The sequence below is a fragment of the Chryseobacterium antibioticum genome, assembly GCF_012927325.1.
Taxonomy (GTDB): domain Bacteria; phylum Bacteroidota; class Bacteroidia; order Flavobacteriales; family Weeksellaceae; genus Chryseobacterium; species Chryseobacterium antibioticum.
In genome coordinates, this window is record NZ_JABBGI010000037.1 from 1 (window position 1) to 17427 (window position 17427).

15 protein-coding genes and 1 pseudogene are annotated in these 17427 nt (G+C 37.1%); 12 read left to right on the plus strand and 4 right to left on the minus strand.

Going from position 1 to position 17427, the window contains the following annotated elements; translation table 11 throughout:
• Positions 1–429: 429 nt before the first annotated feature.
• From HHL23_RS20235 to HHL23_RS20250, 4 genes are all read left to right on the plus strand, one after another.
• The gene (locus HHL23_RS20235; protein ID WP_169236556.1) at positions 430–1947 is read left to right on the plus strand and encodes a TROVE domain-containing protein; all 1518 of its coding nucleotides are present in this window, start codon (positions 430–432) and stop codon (positions 1945–1947) included.
• 90 nt (positions 1948–2037) lie between these two features.
• Complete coding sequence (locus tag HHL23_RS20240) at positions 2038–2703, plus strand: hypothetical protein (protein ID WP_169236557.1); 666 nt, start codon at positions 2038–2040, stop codon at positions 2701–2703.
• Between the two features lie 263 nt (positions 2704–2966).
• Positions 2967–3425: a uroporphyrinogen decarboxylase/cobalamine-independent methonine synthase family protein gene (locus HHL23_RS20245; RefSeq protein WP_169236558.1), complete on the plus strand. Its 459-nt coding sequence runs from the start codon at positions 2967–2969 to the stop codon at positions 3423–3425.
• Between the two features lie 243 nt (positions 3426–3668).
• Positions 3669–4193: a DUF6584 family protein gene (locus tag HHL23_RS20250; protein WP_169236559.1), complete on the plus strand. Its 525-nt coding sequence runs from the start codon at positions 3669–3671 to the stop codon at positions 4191–4193.
• A 195-nt stretch (positions 4194–4388) separates the two neighbouring features.
• Here HHL23_RS20250 and HHL23_RS20255 read toward each other — a convergent pair whose 3' ends face one another.
• The 3 genes from HHL23_RS20255 to HHL23_RS20265 form a co-directional block, all read right to left on the minus strand.
• Positions 4389–4670: a hypothetical protein gene (locus HHL23_RS20255; protein ID WP_169236560.1), complete on the minus strand. Its 282-nt coding sequence runs from the start codon at positions 4668–4670 to the stop codon at positions 4389–4391.
• A gap of 784 nt (positions 4671–5454) precedes the next feature.
• A complete protein-coding gene (locus HHL23_RS20260; RefSeq protein ID WP_169236561.1) occupies positions 5455–5802 on the minus strand; it encodes a helix-turn-helix domain-containing protein in 348 nt (115 codons plus the stop codon).
• An 11-nt stretch (positions 5803–5813) separates the two neighbouring features.
• Positions 5814–6245 carry a transposase gene (locus HHL23_RS20265; protein ID WP_169236562.1) on the minus strand — a complete coding sequence of 144 codons (432 nt, stop codon included), beginning with the start codon at positions 6243–6245 and terminating at the stop codon, positions 5814–5816.
• Between the two features lie 635 nt (positions 6246–6880).
• Here HHL23_RS20265 and HHL23_RS20270 point away from each other — a divergent pair.
• A pseudogene (locus HHL23_RS20270) lies at positions 6881–8420 on the plus strand (SulP family inorganic anion transporter).
• Positions 8421–8666: 246 nt separating this feature from the next.
• Here HHL23_RS20270 and fusA read toward each other — a convergent pair.
• Positions 8667–10733 carry an elongation factor G gene (gene fusA / locus HHL23_RS20275; RefSeq protein WP_169236563.1) on the minus strand — a complete coding sequence of 689 codons (2067 nt, stop codon included), beginning with the start codon at positions 10731–10733 and terminating at the stop codon, positions 8667–8669.
• Positions 10734–11244: 511 nt separating this feature from the next.
• Between fusA and HHL23_RS20280 the strand changes: the two genes are divergently transcribed.
• The 7 genes from HHL23_RS20280 (at position 11245) to HHL23_RS20310 (ending at position 17322) form a co-directional block, all read left to right on the plus strand.
• Positions 11245–11913, plus strand: coding sequence for an HAD family hydrolase (locus tag HHL23_RS20280; protein ID WP_169236564.1), 669 nt, complete (start codon positions 11245–11247; stop codon positions 11911–11913).
• A 5-nt stretch (positions 11914–11918) separates the two neighbouring features.
• The gene (locus HHL23_RS20285; protein ID WP_169236565.1) at positions 11919–12743 is read left to right on the plus strand and encodes a phosphoribosyltransferase family protein; all 825 of its coding nucleotides are present in this window, start codon (positions 11919–11921) and stop codon (positions 12741–12743) included.
• Complete coding sequence (locus HHL23_RS20290; protein WP_169236566.1) at positions 12733–13290, plus strand: TerD family protein; 558 nt, start codon at positions 12733–12735, stop codon at positions 13288–13290. The genes HHL23_RS20285 and HHL23_RS20290 overlap by 11 nt, the downstream gene beginning before the upstream one ends.
• A gap of 2 nt (positions 13291–13292) precedes the next feature.
• Positions 13293–14462, plus strand: a complete 1170-nt coding sequence (locus HHL23_RS20295) for a toxic anion resistance protein (protein ID WP_185194900.1) — start codon at positions 13293–13295, stop codon at positions 14460–14462.
• A gap of 16 nt (positions 14463–14478) precedes the next feature.
• A complete protein-coding gene (locus HHL23_RS20300; protein WP_169236567.1) occupies positions 14479–15426 on the plus strand; it encodes a hypothetical protein in 948 nt (315 codons plus the stop codon).
• Positions 15427–15497: 71 nt separating this feature from the next.
• Positions 15498–16106, plus strand: a complete 609-nt coding sequence (locus HHL23_RS20305) for a TerD family protein (RefSeq protein WP_169236568.1) — start codon at positions 15498–15500, stop codon at positions 16104–16106.
• A gap of 175 nt (positions 16107–16281) precedes the next feature.
• Positions 16282–17322 (plus strand): TerC/Alx family metal homeostasis membrane protein, encoded by a 1041-nt coding sequence (locus HHL23_RS20310; protein ID WP_169236569.1) that lies wholly within the window; start codon positions 16282–16284, stop codon positions 17320–17322.
• Positions 17323–17427: the final 105 nt, after the last annotated feature.

The window sequence follows — 17427 nt, forward strand, 5'->3', positions numbered from 1 at the left end:
TAAGACCTCAGAGATCAAACAAAAGAAATATAGGTAAATATAGAGCAAGAGCTAAACCCATAGTCTCTAAAAATCAAAAGGATAGCTTGTGATATTTTACTAACTTAATGACATTGGGCTTTAGCCCACTTATGAAAAGTATACCCATTCAATCTGGCTTTAGCCAAAACCTAAATTTAAACACAAATGCCACCAATCCTTTACACAAATAACACAATGTTCTACACACATCTGAGAAATCTGCAGGAGATAAAATATGCATTCAGTTCAAAAACTCACCAATTTGATTAAGTTTTGGAAAAAAATAAAAAAAATCGTATAAGTATTTCACTGCGCAAAAAGACTGCGTAATGCTGTTTTTACTTTGCATCAGAAATCAGAGAGGATGAGGTGATCCTCCAAACAATGTTTAACAAAAAACAGTAACTCATGAAATTTAATTTTTTAAAAAAAGAGAAAAATACCGTATTGAACTACGAAGGTGCAAAGGCTTTTACGATGACACCTGCTGAAGAATTATATAGTGCTGTTGTTACAACAGGATTATCCAATACTTCCTATGAAAAAGGAAATGACAGATTGGAAAGAATTCAGTCTCTGATTAAAAAGAATGATCCGGAATTCGTAGCTAAGCTGGCGGTATATGCCAGAAAGGATATGTATCTGCGTTCTATTCCATTGGTTCTGACTGCAGAACTGGCCAAACAGGCTTCTGGTACAGACTTGGTCAGCAGAACTGTTGACGGTGTTGTTCAGAGAGCAGATGAAATCACTGAGCTTTTAGCCTACTACCAGACTGCGAATGAAAGAACAGAAATCAAAAAACTGAACAAACTTTCAAAGCAGATCCAGAAAGGTCTTGCCAAATCTTTCAATAGATTTGATGAATACCAGTTTGCAAAATATAACAGAAAAGCAGAAGTAACCCTTAAAGATGCCTTATTTCTGGTTCACCCGAAAGCAAAGGATGAAAACCAGCAGGCAATTTTCAACAAAATTGTGGGTGATGCTTTGGAAACTCCTTACACTTGGGAAGTCGAACTTTCAGCTTTAGGTCAAACCAAATTTGCCGATGAAGCAGAAAAAAAACTGGCTTTTAAAACCAAATGGGAAGAACTGATCTTCAGCAATAAGCTGGGTTATATGGCAACATTAAGAAACCTGAGAAATATTTTGGAGTCAGGTGTTTCTTCTGAAGCAATGAGTAAGGTCTGTAGCTATCTATCCAATGAAAAAGCAGTCATTAATTCAAAGCAGCTTCCGTTCAGATTTTTAGCGGCGTACAGAGAATTGAAGGCTATCAATTCACCTTACCTGTCATCCATTTTAGAAGCATTGGAAGAGGCCGTTATGGTGAGTGCGAAAAATATCAAAGGTTTTGGTTTTGATACTTCAGTGGTGATCGCGGCAGATGTTTCGGGTTCTATGCAACAGCCTGTTTCTCCTAAAAGTAAAGTATTGCTTTACGATATTGGTTTGCTAATGTCCATGATTCTTCAGTCACAGTGTAAAAATGTGATCACCGGTATGTTCGGTGACAGCTGGAAAAGAATTCCGATGCCTAAAAATGGTATTTTGAGAAATGTTAATGAATTTTACAAACGTGAAGGTGAAGTCGGTTATTCTACAAACGGTTATCTGGTTATTGAAGATCTGATCAAAAAGAAAGAAAAGACCGATAAAGTAATGTTGTTTACAGACACCCAATTGTGGAACAGCAACGGAACCAAAAATTCTTTTGAAGATTCCTGGAATCGTTATAAAAAAATGGCTCCGGATGCGAAATTATATATTTTTGACCTGGCAGGTTATGGAAAACAGCCGCTGGATATCAGACAAAATGATGTATATCTTATTGCAGGTTGGTCAGACAAAATTTTCAATGTATTGAATGCTTTGGAAGACCGGAAGTCTGCTATTCAGGTAATTAAAAAAGTAGTGCTGTAAAAGGCACTGCTTTAATAAATGATGAATGATGATCCATCTTCATTACAAAATGAGCGAATAAATAAAACTCAAACTTGAATTCTCCAAAGTATGAAACTTATTAATGTAATTGAAATCTACCCATTAAAATATTCAAAAGAAGAATCCGAATTACCAGATAGTTCTGATTTTCCAGATTCTGAAATTTGGTATAATGAATGGGTTAAGTCTGTCTCTAGTCTGAATTTTAATTTTAGTCCAATAGATAATAAATCTTATCTTGTTGATATTGAAATGATTGATGACGATAATTTAGGAATTATTTTAGGAACGGATTTTAAAGGAATCAAACCAGCAGAGCTTGAAGAAGACACGCTCACAGCTTTTGATGGAGGAATAGCTTTGATGGAAGACGGGAAAGCTATGGTTTTGCCTACCTGTTGTGGTGATATTGGAAATATTAAAGAATGGAAAAGAATTCTTGAAGATCAAACTGAAGAGTGGAATGAGTTGTGGATCGGCCATCCCTGGATTTTTTATAAAAAAGTGAACGGGAAGGTTCAGTTGTCTGATTATTCTGATGTCAATCTTAAAGATGCAAAAAATATACAAGCGCATATCGAAGTTGATGAATTGGAATTGAAAACTGAATTGGAGAAAGCAGAAAAACAACAAATCAATTTTAAAAATAGAATTTCAAAAATTTTGGAAAAGATGAAGATTAAAAATTTTGATATAATCTCAGAAATATTGACTGGCGTAAACAAAGCGACCTAGGAAACGGAGGCGTTAAAAAAATAAACTATGCGAACGTTAAAAAAATTCTACTGTTTGAGCGCGAGACCATTTTTGAAATATAATAACAATACATAATTCGCGCGAGTTTAGAATTTTTAGAGAGTATAGATTATTTTTAGCCGGAGTTTCCAAGTCTTGAATTTTTGGTTCTTTTGCTTCAAGGCAAAATGAACAGACACAATAAATAAAATTTTGAAATTGCTTCGTCACTTTCGTTCCTCCCTATAACAAAAATAATAACAATGTCCGAAACCCATCAACATCAAATAACCGGAAATCTTTTTATAACAGAAGATCTAACCTATCTCTGTCTGTGTCCTTGTTGCGGAGCGCCGGATTGTGGTGAAGAATATATGCTCCTGACTGAATCAGAGGAGAGACAGGAAGCTGTACTCTTTGGAGGTGGAACTTTCAGAGGATATTTGAACTACTGGTTTTATGAAGGTATTTCTCCTGAAGAATACAGTCGGTTACCGGAATTTGTGAGACGGAATAATGAATGTGTTGGCTGGCAGGATATCAGCGCTCAACAATGTACAGAGATCGATGCAGATGATTTTATGCTGACTTTAGAATCCATAAAAAATGGCAGCTGTAAAGAATATCCTAATGAAGATTTTGAAAACTATTATTATCCCGTTTTTAAAAAATTGGTAAAGGAGGTCATGAGAAAAGGACAAAAATTATATATCAGTATTTAAAAAACATAAAAAAGAAATAAACTGCGTAAAAAGAATGCGCACTTCTGAAATAACTTTGCAATGTTATTCATCCGGTGCCGTAAGGAAAGAACTTCTTCGACTTCCACTTGAAACAAAGTCTTTCCGCCAGATGCCCGGTAAAAACAGACCAATGCCGTACAATAAGAGTTTCATCGTCAAACTTTCAATTTGAATACATTCAAAAACGCTTATGATTCATTGCTTGGTTTTTAAATTATAATTATGGAAAATATTCTTTATAGAATCGAAAAAGATATTGAAGAAGGCAGAAAGAAAAAAGCATGTGACAGACTCAGAAACCTGATCAATCAATTTCCGGATGACCTTTCTTTAAGAGAAAAACTGGGACAGATCTATTATGATGCGGGATTTCTGGATGAAGCCGGCAAGTTTTGGATTTTATCCGAACCTAAAGATAAAGAAATGGAACCTGCCGTGGAGATCTATAAACGTTCATTACGCTATTCAGGAAATGCAATTTTAAAAGATATTGTTTTCAGAGGCGATAAAAATGTACTGAGTGATTATGCACGTAATGTTTTAAAAGATCTTGAAACGGATAGTTTAAAAAAGACCAATCATATTCCTGAATATAAAAAGAAATATAAACAAGAATTAATAGATTCAAAGAGTGAGCAAACCTTTCTAAGTAAAGTCGGGATGTATTTATTAATGGGAGTGGTAATTCTGCTACCGGTTTTAGGACTCATCAAACTTATTGAATTGTTCACGTCATTATTTGAATAAAAAAATCTACGGATTGTATACCAAACAAAACTAATAACCATGAAAACTTATAAACCATGTCTTAAAGAAGCTGTGTATTGAGGTTAATTCTCAATAGACATGAAAAAATACAAGACATTAAAATAAACTTTCGGGGTCAATGAATACGTACTCATTGATTTTCCAAAGAAAATTTCCGGAATACAGATCTCAAGATTAGTGTATGGAATTGAAATGGGTTGTTCGTATTGCTTTCCGCATGGTTTCGAAACGGTAAATTCCCATCAGGAAAAATACCAGAGAAACTGGAAAAAATACAGAAAGACCCGTTGGAAAAATATAAAGCAGGTGCCGTAAAACAGAATTGCTTCGTTGGGGGCAGCAATACAGGTTCGAATCCTGTTCTGGAAACAGATGGCATAATGGTATCGCTCTGTCATAAGTTTCTGTTTGACTGAATGCCCTGCTTAAAATAATCAAGTGTCGTTTTAGGATCATACTTCGGGATTTTGAAACATTGGGTCGCAGGTTCGATTCCTGCCTTTTCCCTCGAAAAGGAGAGGTAGCTCAGCAGGTAGAGCAAGTGTACGGAAGATCCTTTCAGTATTACCTTGATTTTAATAAAAGAGTGCCGTTAGAGAAAACTTACTTCGGTTACAATTGGTTCGACTCCAGAATAAACCTGATGGTTTATAAACAGCAGTTTTCTCGCCTTTAGCCTCTTTTTAATTTTAAAAAACTCAGCAGATAAGTGTCGTAGAGAAGAGTTCCTTCGAATTAACGGTCCTAAGGTAGCGTCATTCGGGCGACCGAACTAGCGACGCTGGATTGAAACCTAGCCTAGCAAAAGTTTTCCCCGGAAAACGGAAGTCTCACGAAGATGTAGAATTGCCGGTTCACTGCCCGATATGGGTAAGAACGACGCTCTGAAAAGAGCAAACTCTTTTCGCCTGTTTCCTTATCTGTTTTAAAAACAAACAAGTGCCGTAGAACAGTGTTACTTCGCTCATTACGACGGGGTCACGGGTTCGAGTCCCGTCTCTTCCACAAAAAAACACAGTCTATCAATAGGAAGAGTAGCTCAGTTGGTTAGAGCACGACTATACACTTTCGGTTGTTGCCTTGTTTTACAATATAAAAGTGTCGTAAAGGAAGAAATCCATCGTCACACCTTTGGGGAGGAATAGCGAAGCCGATCACTCCGGCAAGGCTATCCGGTTCGAATCCGGCACGACTGCCCCATTTTTCCTTACCATTACCTTTTACAATAAATGCCGGAGAATTATTCACCGGCATTTATTACTTGTTCTATTTCTTCTTCGAAAGTCTTTTTCCAGTTCATGATCGTTGTTCGGCTGATCTTATAGGTCCTGGACATATAGCTGGTAGAAAAACCATGCTTATTTTGATACTGTAAAAGCTTGAACATTGTTTTTTTATCATATGTTTTAAGCTTTTGGTTGTTGATCTGGCTTTCTTTGGACTGGGCAAAAATCTTATCGTTAAAATTCAATACATCTTCAGTCGTATTCAGTTTTCCCAGAAGTTCTTTGATCTTGGGGTCCTTCAGCTTTTCCGGATGTTCCAGCCTCAGCATATCATAATATATCTTCTTGTAGTTTGGACGCATAATAGGTCTGTTTATCCGTTAGTATTATCATTATTTTTCTGAAGCCAGCGGTGAAGTGTGCTTTTCGGAATAGAATATTCTTTGATGACTTCTCCGTAGGTCATTTCACCGGATGAAATTCTTTTCATGATAAAATCTTTGATCTCCTGGGTATAGATATTTTTTCTGAAATAAGGAATTTTATCAGATTTCTTCTGATTCTTGTTTACGGCAGACGGCGGTGCATACAAGATTAGGTGTGAACTGTAAAGCCTGAAAAAATCATATTCCAGCAGCTTGCTCCATCTCAAAAGAAGATCTGTATCTATAGATCTGCTTTTGTAAACATTTTCAATAAACTCATCATTCTTATTGAGAAAATTACAGATCCTCTCCATGGGTACCTCATTTTCATCAACCATCTCCTTGATAAACTTTCCTATGTGAATTTCTTTATATAACATGTGTTGAGTACTATTTTTTGTTTAATTCATGAATTAAAGTAAACAGATGATATATTACACTCTTATGGTGAATGAGCAGACTGTTTGAAAAATAAAATTACACTAAGAAAATCTCAGTGACAGCAAAAAGGGAAATATTAAGTTCAGTGCTATACCTGGTGTTTGTATAGCCGGCAGTTTGTAAGGCGATCTGCCGATCATTTAGTTTTCAGGTTATGTATGGGTCTTAAGAATACTTTCTGTCTTCCATTTCTTTTTGCGGTATTCCTATTCAATTGATCTCTTCCATGCTTCAGACTTCTTTGCTGTAAGAATAATATATAACCTATTAAAGCTCTTTCATGCAGTTTTATTCGTAATATTTTTAACTATTGACCTTAGTGTAAACAGACCTTTGCATCGGTACATTTTTTAATGAATAGTAAATAATCTGTTTGTTCGTTTTCAAATTTAAATAAAAAATAGAACCTAATTCTCAAAAAGGGATAAAAAATCTCCTTAAATGCAAAATTTAATTAAAATTAACATATTAAATACACGTATATGTGAATTATTTTAAAATTTTCGAATTGTATCAAAAAAAGAAAAAAATACTAATTGTATTCCATTCTTCAAGTATATACCTTTGCAGTTCAATGAAACATACCATAAGCTTATTCGATTTCTCGAAGAAAATAAATTATAAGAACGAACTTCTGGCGGGCTTCACAGTCGCTATGACCATGATCCCCGAATCCCTTTCTTTTGCGATCCTGGCCGGACTTTCTCCGCTCACCGGGCTGTATGCAGCCTTTATGATGGGAATCGTCACTGCGGTTTTGGGCGGCCGTCCCGGAATGGTTTCAGGAGGAGCAGGAGCTACTATTGTTGTATTGATTGCTTTGATAAAATCCCACGGGATAGAATATCTTTTTGCAGCTGTTGCTCTTGCTGGAATATTCCAGATGCTGGTTGGGTTTTTTAAGCTGGGAAAATTTGTCAGGCTTATTCCGCAGCCTGTGATGTACGGCTTTTTGAATGGTTTGGCCATCATTATTTTTATGGCCCAGGTCGAGCAGTTTAAAATCACAGACAGTACCGGAGTGTCCAGCTGGCTTCAGGGAACACCTTTGTATATCATGGCTGGATTAACAGCTCTTACGATTGCTATTGTCTATTTTTTTCCAAAGATCACAAAAGCAGTTCCTGCATCTTTAGTAGCAATCATTGTGGTTTTTGCAGTGGTTTTGGGTTTTAATATTCCTACGAAAACAGTAGCAGATATTGCCCACATCAGTGGAAGCCTTCCAAGTTTCCATATTCCTCAGATTCCTTTTACTTTGGAAACGCTGCAGATTATTTTTCCCTATGCTTTGGTGATGGCTGGGGTAGGTCTTATCGAATCTCTTTTGACATTGTCTATGGTGGATGAGATTACCAATTCGAAAGGGAATGCCAATAAAGAATCAGTGGCGCAGGGAATAGCCAATATCACCAACGGATTTTTCGGAGGAATGGGAGGCTGTGCAATGGTAGCACAAACATTGGTGAATCTCAATGCAGGCTCAAGAGCCAGACTGTCCGGAATTATCGGTTCAGTCATGATCCTGATGATCATCTTATTCGGAGCTCCTTTTATTGAAAAAATACCGATGGTTGCACTGGTAGGTGTCATGATGATGGTCGCTATAGGCACATTTCAGTGGGTGTCTATCCGGATTGCCAATAAAATGCCGAAGTCTGATATATTTGTTGGAATTACAGTAGCCTCTGATAACGGTTGTCCTTCATAACCTTGCTCTTGCCGTACTGGTAGGAGTTGTTATAGCTGCTCTTGTCTTTGCGTGGGATAATGCAAAAAGGATCCGTGCAAGAAAATCCATCGATGAGAAGGGAGTGAAACATTATGAAATATATGGTCCCTTATTTTTTGGTTCAGTAACTGCATTCATGGATAAATTTGATCTGATGGATGATCCGGATGAAGTAGTCGTAGATTTTAAGGAAAGCCGCATCGTGGATATGAGTGCCATTGATGCTCTGGATAAACTGTCTAAACGCTATAGCCAGCAAAACAAAAAGCTCTATCTGCGTCACCTCAGTGAAGACTGCCGTAAAATGCTGAAAAATGCAGAAGCAGTGATTGAAGTGAATATCCAGGAAGATCCTACGTATAAAGTGATGCCGGAGAGGTAATTAATGAAAAATTAAGATTGAAAAATTTAAGCATTAAAAGATTTAAAGATCTATGTCATCTGAGAAATCTATGTGAGATTGAAGAATTATCTATAAGAATAAAGATTGGAAGATAGGAGCAGTTATCAAAAAGATCTGTGCTATCTGAGAAATCTGTGGGATATAAAAATTCACTATTCACTATTCAAATTTCACGGCTCTAATAACTAAACAAGGACTGTAAAATCACTTTACAGCCCTCGTTTTTTAAGTTATTAATGTATTCGCAATAAAATCAGGCACTAAAGCATAGTGCGACAGTTTCATGCTGATCGAAGCTCTTCCGCTTGTCAAAGTCCTCAGATCGGAAATATATCCAAACGTAGAGGCCAACGGAACTTCCGCCGTGAAAATCTTTCTTCCTGATCTTTCATCAATGGACGAAATAATTCCCCTTCTTCGGTTGATATCAGCAGTTACGGCGCCCGTGTACTCTTCAATGCTCTGGATCTCAACCTGCATGACCGGTTCCAGAAGCTTAGGACTGCATGTTAAAGCAGCCGCTCTGAATCCGTCTCTCGCTGCATTTTCAAAATCATATGCTGCAGAATCCTGATTATGGAAAGAACCGTCCAGAAGCCTGATCTTCATACTTTCCTGAGGATAGCCTTTTAATGGTCCGTTTTCCATAGAGTCCCTGAACCCTTTTTCTACGGAAGGAATAAATTCACCAGGAATAACACCTCCTTTGATCAGATTAATGAATTCCAATCCAGGTTCGTTATGCTCTCTGGGACCAATTTCAAAAGTGATATCAGCAAACTGTCCGCTTCCGCCATTCTGCTTCGAAAGCTTTTCCCTGTGGGTTCTGGTTTCCGTTAAAATCTCACGGTAAGACACTTTAGGTTTCCCCTGATTGACTTCTATACCGTGATTCAGACGGATCTTTTCCAGAGTGACCTCAAGATGAAGCTCACCCAGACCACTCAATAAAGTTTCTCCGGTTTGCCTGTCTCTTTCAACCACTAAAGACGGATCCTCTTCCTGAATCTTAGCTAAAACCAAACCGAAAGATTTCTCGTCACTGTTCGTTTTAGGTTCTATCGAAACCCTGATCACAGGAGCAGGAATGGCAATCGCTTCAAGAAGTACAGGTTGATCAACCGTTGCTAAAGAATCTCCGGTTTTGGCGTCCTTAATTCCTGTTAAAGCAACAATATCACCTGCTTTTCCTTCCTCAATTGATAAGGTTTTATCAGACTGCATCTTCAGAATTCTCGATATTCTGAAACTTTCCCCTGTTCTTACATTCAGAACCGTATCGCCGGATTTTATCGAACCGGAATACAAACGGAGCATCGCAAGTCTTCCCATATGTTTATCGATCACGACCTTAAAAACAAGACCTGAAAAAGATTCCGTTTCATTTCTTACCAATTCTACCGCTTCTTCCGTGTCGGGATCTTTCCCCTGAACCGCAGGAAGTTGATCCGGTGCCGGAAAATACGTGACTACCGCATCCAGAAGAGGCTGTACGCCCTTATTTTTAAATGCCGAGCCGCAGAGAACCGGAACCGCAGCGCCTGATCTGCAAACCTTTTGTAAAGCTTCAATGATCATTTCTTCAGAAATCCTGTTTTCAGGATCCATGAAAAGCTCAAAGAACGTTTCATCATGTTCCGCGAGGGTTTCCATTAATTTCATCCTGTATTCATCGGCATCGGTTATGTAATCTGTCGGAATTTCCTTTTCAATAACGGTTTCCCCGTTTTCATCGGCCCAGTATAAAGCTTTCTGTCTGATTAAATCAATTACTCCTTCAAATTGGTCTTCAGCCCCGATAGGAATTTGAAGTGCCATAGGAACTGCATTAAGTTTTGTTTCAATTTCCTTAAGAACGGCGAAGAAATCGGCTCCAATTCTGTCCATTTTATTGATAAAACATATCTTGGAAATTCCATGTTTCTCAGCCTGAAACCAAACATTTTCGGTTTGTGGCTGAACCCCTGAAGAGGCACAAAACACAGCAACAACGCTATCCAGAACTCTTAAAGAACGTTCGACTTCTACTGCGAAATCGATATGTCCGGGTGTATCGATGATATTGATGTTATAAACCGTTTCTCCTTTTTTCCATTGTGTGGAAACTGCTGCGGATGAAATGGTAATACCCCTGTTTTTCTCCTGGATGTCTTTATCCATGGTGGTATTTCCATCGTCTACATTTCCGATTTTATGAATGAGGCCTGTGTAATAAAGAAGCCTTTCTGTTAAAGTGGTTTTTCCTGCATCTACATGCGCTATGATTCCTATATTTCTTGTGTTATATTTCATTTTGCTGAATTTAAATTGTTGATTTTAAGAATACGGGTAGGTATTCTTCTCGTTTTGAGGTCTGAAAATTAGGCAGCAAAAAAGACCCATCTGAATAGATAGGTCTTCAATATATTTTTAGTAATAAAAGATCTAAGGAACTATTCAGATAAATATTGATTGCTGCCAGAGTACACAGCTCTCACAGGGTTACTTAAAGTTATTATATTTATCATTGTTGTTGACATTGTTGATTTTTAATCGGTTGCGAAATTAGAAAAATTTTTTAATTGACAAAAATTTTTCTGGAGAAATTTTTAATAATTGAATTTAAACAAATTGTTAAGCCCAGCCGAAACGGGTAGGAAAATCAGTAAAAATTCATAAAAATTTCTTAAAACAGAGAAGTACGTAATGCTTTTCTAAGAAAAATTTTATCTTTGGGAAGAATACCCAGTTAAACACTTGTTGATGATTAAATAATTTTAAATCTTTTTCAAGAAGGCTAAATAAAACTTTTAACTTAAAACTATTGAAAACGGATATCGACATTCACAACCACTGTCATTTTTCTTTTGATTTGTGGCTCACCTTAATCAAATCTCACCCTGAATTTAAAGCAAAAAGAGTTGAGCTGTTCACCTCGTTTTTTAATATTGACAAACCTCTTGCTGAAGTTGCGAAAGTTGTAAAATATTATGATGATCTGTGTAATACGATCAATGAAGTGACAGGGGGTAATATTGATACTTATGAAATGTATTTACTGATTCTGGGTTCACTGGATCTAGATATAAAACAGTTAGATAAAGAAAAATTAGACGGGTTTTATCTGAAGAGCGAAGAACTCTTTTTAGAATATAAGCCTGTTGTTATTTTCGAAAACATAAAAGAGTTTTTTGATCAGATTAAAAATGAAGGGAAGACGGTTAATATTTTAAGCAATACAGGATTTATCAAAGGCAGAACGATGAGGAAATTTCTGATCCAGGAAGAACTGGACCAGTACATAGATTTCCATATTTATTCTGATGAGATTAATATTTCCAAACCCAATCCTCTTATTTTTCAGGAAGTAAAAAATAACCTTGAAGACCGGGATCTTCCTATGCACCGTATCCTGCATATCGGAGACAATCCAGTGGCAGATTATAAGGGAGCAAAAGATTTCGGTTTCAGTGCACACTTACTTAAACACTAAATTGTATGAATAAAAGATACAGCTTACACCCCATTCATTCAGCGGATGAGTTTACTTTTTCACCCGCGGAATACAGCTATTTCAAGTATGGCGATAAGTCGTATGCTGAGAAGTTTGCTAAAGAATTATTCAACGGATTTATCGCAGAACATGCAGAACTTTTAAACACAGAAAAAGAGATCGTGGTTCTTCCAAGTCCGTATATGGCCATTCCTACGGCTTCTAATTTTTTATGTTTTTTCTTTAAAAAGCATCTGGATCTGTACCTGTTTCAGAAAGGAAGAAAATCCAGTATTTTATCTAAGATCAACCGTAATCACACGTATATCACGGATTATGGGAACCTTAATTTTGAAGACCGTAAAAATCTGATCGCCAATGATACTTATTATATCGATAAAGATTTTTTACGCGGAAAACTTTGTATTTTTATAGACGATATAAAAATCACAGGAAGCCACGAGTATACGGTGAACCGGATTTTGAACGAATATGAAGTGGAGGCTGATTTTATGTTCCTCTATTATGCGGAACTGATGAATTTTGACCTTGATCCCAAGATTGAAAACTTCTTTAATTATTATGCAGTGAAAAATATCAAACACGTCGCAGAAGTAATGACAAAGCCAAGTTTTGAATTCAACACAAGGATCGTGAAATATATTTTAGGTCTGGATTCAAGTAATTTTGACTATCTTACGTCTAAAGTAAAAAAGGAGCAGATGGACCTGCTTCTGGAGCTGGCGATCAGCAATAACTATCATTTAATAAAAGAATACGAAAATAACATCAATACTTTAACACAAACGGAACTCTATTATGGCTATTAACTTACAAAAAGGACAGAGAGAAAACATTAACGCACCTAAATTCACTGTAGGTTTAGGATGGGATATCAATAATACTTCTACAGGAACAGGGTTTGACCTTGATGCCTCTTTATTCCTGTTGGGTGAAGACAAAAAATTAGTGTCAGACAGTCACTTTATTTTCTATAATAATTTAGAATCTCCGGACAAATCTGTGATCCATACAGGAGATAACCTTACAGGAGAAGGTTCAGGAGATGATGAGCAGATCAAGATCGATCTTACAAAAATCGATGCAGCGATTCAGGAAATTACAGTAGTGGTAACGATCCACGATGCTGATGCAAGAAAGCAGAACTTCGGACAGGTAAGAAATTCTTTCATCAGAATTTTCAACTCAGAAACAAACGAAGAAATTCTGAAATATGAATTAGATGAAGATTTCTCTATTGAAACTGCTGTAGAATTCGGAAGAATCTACAACAAGAACGGAGAATGGAAATTTGAAGCTGTTGGGGCAGGCCAGAGAGACGGCCTTGACAAATTCGTATCAATTTATCAAAAGTAATTATGGACAATCAGGAAAATCAACCCATAGATCCAATGGGATCCATTGAACCTCTTAAAACATTTGAACCTGCTCCGATGGCTCCACCGAGCCAGCCTGTACAAAATACAGCACCGGCGGTTCTTGTGGATAAAGAAGGGAATGTAAATCTGACTCATTTACAGATAGAGGAACGTAAGAAATATGAAGTTCTTGCTAATTCTATCGATGAGACCAATCCTGGTTCCATCGTGAACTATGGAGTAGAGCTTCAGAAAACGTTATCCAACCAGAGTGACAGTTTCTTAGGGAATGTAAGAAGATCAAACTCAGGAGAAGTAGGAGTGCTTATCAATGATTTATTGGTAGAGCTTAACTATGTAGACGTTGATGAACTTCAGCAAAATAAAGTGAAAAGCTTCCTGAGCAAGATCCCGTTCATGAAAAAGGTTATGACGCAGGTGGAAAACTTGTTCACGAAATATGATAAGATCATCAACAATATCGAGCAGATCGCTCATAAAGTAAATGCGGGAATCATCACTTCTACCAAAGATAATGCTGTTCTTCAGACTATTTTTGAGAGCAATGTGAATTCCATTAAGGCAATTGAAGATTTGGTCATTGCCGGAAATGTAAGAATGGAAAGAGCAGCTGGAGAGTTAGCTCAAATGGAAGCGGATCCGCAGACCTACCAGGATTATCAGATTGCTGATAAGAGAGATTTTATCGCAAGATTAGACAGAAGAATGGCTGATCTTAAAGTAGTGCGTATTATCATGATGCAGTCACTTCCACAGATCAGACTGGTACAGAATAACAACGTTTCTATTGCTGAAAAGGCACAGACGATCCTTACCACAACGCTTCCGGTTTGGAAAAATCAGCTTTCATTAGCTGTTGCTATGTACAGACAACAGCAGAATATTGAGATCCAGCAGAAAGTATCTTCTACTACAGAAGCGATTCTGAAGAAAAATGCAGAACGTTTGGGTCAGAATTCAGTGAATGTAGCCAGAGCGAACGAACAGACGATCGTATCTGTAGAAACATTGAGAGAAACTACTTCAATGCTGATCAATACATTGAATGAAGTGAAGCAGATCCAAAAACAAGGTGCTGAAGGAAGAAGAAAACTGGATCAGGACCTTCAGACACTGGAGCATGAATTAAAAGCTAACGTCAGAAGTTAATTAACAGAATATCAAGGTGGGAGATGATGCGGCAGCCATAATGTCTCAGAGCAGAAGAAGATTAACAAAGCTTAAACTTCTGGCTAATTTTTTTGAACATATTGACATCATATCTATTTACATCAAAACAGATATCATCCACAATTTGTTCCAGGAAAATACCGCTCTGGACTACAATAAGCTGGAACTTTTCCACCTGCAGTATACCGACAGCCTGATTGAACTGCTGACCAAAATAAAACGTCAGAAGGAAAATGATATGCTGGCTGTCCTTAATGAAATTGACGTTAATAGTAAATATATTGAAGGTTTTCAAGAAAGACGGGTAGACAGTTTTCAGACCGATCGGAAGATGTACAGCGGTATATTTTCACAACATCTGAAAATGCTCTATAAGGATCTTACAGAAGATATCTTTACAGCAGACTGGAACAATGTCCTGTATTTCCATAAAAAATACGGACAGGAATTTTACAGAACAAGTACGGATGAAGAGCAGTTGAAATCCCAGCCTTTTCCAGCTTACCAGTATAAAGATTATACGATAGAAAGGAAGCTTTTGGGGAGATTGAATATCCAGAGCTTTAAAGTACGGTTTGTCTGCGGTTATCTGATCGGGACCAATGAGTACGAGCTTTTCAAGATATTTCAGTCTGATGATCATTTTATTTTCGGTATCGATGATAAAAAACTTTACCTGTTCGATGGAGATATTGAAAAACTTGATGTTTCCGAGAACCAGTCGAACCAAAGTATCATCATCAACCAGCTGAAAAGAAAAAATGAACTGCTGGAAAACTCCATCAACGAAAGGAAACGAACGATTCCTGCAGAAGTGGAAAATGTGCTAAAAGATTATCTTAAAAACCTGGAAAATATAGATATTATGAGTAAAATATTCGATTTCGACGAAGAAACGAATATCCTGCGCGCGATGCTTAATTTAAATTTGAATAATAATTAATACGGAATTTGATAACAAATAGGCTCATAGGCACATTTGCCAAAAATACATAACATACTAAACATAAAAAGATGGCTATTAACTTACAAAAAGGTCAAAGAATAAACCTGAAAAAGGAAAACGGTGCTGATCTTACCCAAGCATGTGTAGGAATCAACTGGGGAGCAATTGAGAAAAAAGGGCTTTTCGGAACCAAAAAAGAAGCAGTAGACTTAGATGGAAGCTGTATTTTATTTGATTCAAACAAGACGCTTACAGAAGTCATTTATTTCGGAAACCTGAAATCAAGAAACGGTTCTGTAAAACATAGCGGTGACGACCTTACCGGAGATGTAAACGGAGATGATGGATTAGACAATGAAGTGATCACAGTAGATTTCAGCCAGTTGGAGCCCAATGTAGAGCACGTTGCATTGGTACTGAACAGCTACCAGGGACAGGATTTCGGAACAATTCCTTTTGCTTCGATCCGTATCTATGAAGGAACTCCTACGAACGTAAGAGAGGTTTTCGCTAAATATGATATCGCCAACGATGCTTCTTTCAAAGGACACGTTGCCATGGTAATGGGGGTTTTCTACAAAAGAAACGGCGAATGGAAGTTCAATGCGATCGGAGATCCTACTTCGGACAGAAAACTGGAACAGACGATCCAGACGGTTCAGGCCAACTATTTATAACCAATAGATAATCAGTAAGAATGAGCTTTGGTTCGTTCGAAAAAAATGAATAGTTTTACAGGCTTTAGCCAAAACTTATTTTATCTATTGATCTCAAATAAAAAATATTAAAAATTAGCAATATTTGTGCATACTGTACATCTATTGCTTTTATCATATAATAACATAAACTGAAGTGGAACATCAAAGTATTTTAGAATTGCACCCGGGCTTGGTGTGGGGATTTGCGGTAACAGTGGTTATCATGCTACTCCTGGATTTAGGAGTATTCAATAAAAAAAGCCATGAAGTATCATCCAAAGAAGCTACCATCTGGTCTATCGTATGGATTTCATTATCCATGATATTCTCTGGCGTGGTATATTGGGTTTTCAATACAGACGGAAGCCCTGGAAGTCATGCTATAGCTGTAGAGAAATTTACTCAGTATCAGGCAGCTTACTGGATCGAAAAAGCCCTTTCTGTGGATAATTTATTCGTATTCATCCTAGTTTTCGGATTCTTTAAAGTTCCGAAATACCTTCACCATAAAGTTCTCTTTTGGGGAATCATTGGAGCATTGGTATTCAGGGCGATATTTATCTTTGCGGGGGTAGGACTTATTAACCTGACTTATCTTCCTGAAATGAATGTTTTCGGAAAGGCAGTACAAATCAACGTGGTAATGGCCCTATTCGGTCTGTTCCTTGTCTATGCCGGGATCAAATCCTGGGGTGACGGAGACGGCGATGATGACGAAGATTACAGCAATACAGCGGGAGCAAGGCTGATCAAAAGCTTCTGGAAAGTTTCCGATAATTATGATGGTGATAAATTCTTCACAATTCAAAACGGAATCAAGATGGCAACACCGCTTTTAGTAGTGGTAGGGGTTATTGAATTTACCGATGTTCTTTTCGCGGTAGACTCTATTCCAGCGATTTTTGCAATCTCCAATGATCCGTTTATCCTGTATACATCCAATATTTTCGCTATTTTAGGATTGAGATCATTATATTTCCTATTGGCGAATTTTATCCACATGTTCAGCAAGCTTTCTTACGGACTGGCTATTATCCTGTCATTTATCGGGGTAAAAATGCTTATTGCACCATGGATTCATATTTCGTCTCCGGTTTCATTGGGAATCGTAGGAGGAGTGTTATTGCTTTCTGTTCTTTTATCCATTATGTTCCCTGAAAAGGAAGATGAGGAAAAAGAGAAATTAGAAAAATAAGAACAACAAAACCATATTATATTGAAAGGCTTTACAATCTGTAAAGCCTTTTTTATTTTTAAAAATTCACCAAATCATCTAAAATTTACTATTCACAACGACAAC

Bases quoted from the DNA above. Each gene is read 5' to 3' on its own strand.
- HHL23_RS20235 (WP_169236556.1), top strand. From the start codon at position 430: ATGAAATTTAATTTTTTAAAAAAAGAGAAAAATACCGTATTGAACTAC.
- HHL23_RS20240 (WP_169236557.1), top strand. From the start codon at position 2,038: ATGAAACTTATTAATGTAATTGAAATCTACCCATTAAAATATTCAAAA.
- HHL23_RS20245 (WP_169236558.1), top strand. From the start codon at position 2,967: ATGTCCGAAACCCATCAACATCAAATAACCGGAAATCTTTTTATAACA.
- HHL23_RS20250 (WP_169236559.1), top strand. From the start codon at position 3,669: ATGGAAAATATTCTTTATAGAATCGAAAAAGATATTGAAGAAGGCAGA.
- HHL23_RS20255 (WP_169236560.1), bottom strand. From the start codon at position 4,670: ATGATCCTAAAACGACACTTGATTATTTTAAGCAGGGCATTCAGTCAA.
- HHL23_RS20260 (WP_169236561.1), bottom strand. From the start codon at position 5,802: ATGCGTCCAAACTACAAGAAGATATATTATGATATGCTGAGGCTGGAA.
- HHL23_RS20265 (WP_169236562.1), bottom strand. From the start codon at position 6,245: ATGTTATATAAAGAAATTCACATAGGAAAGTTTATCAAGGAGATGGTT.
- fusA (WP_169236563.1), bottom strand. From the start codon at position 10,733: ATGAAATATAACACAAGAAATATAGGAATCATAGCGCATGTAGATGCA.
- HHL23_RS20285 (WP_169236565.1), top strand. From the start codon at position 11,919: ATGAATAAAAGATACAGCTTACACCCCATTCATTCAGCGGATGAGTTT.
- HHL23_RS20290 (WP_169236566.1), top strand. From the start codon at position 12,733: ATGGCTATTAACTTACAAAAAGGACAGAGAGAAAACATTAACGCACCT.
- HHL23_RS20295 (WP_185194900.1), top strand. From the start codon at position 13,293: ATGGACAATCAGGAAAATCAACCCATAGATCCAATGGGATCCATTGAA.
- HHL23_RS20305 (WP_169236568.1), top strand. From the start codon at position 15,498: ATGGCTATTAACTTACAAAAAGGTCAAAGAATAAACCTGAAAAAGGAA.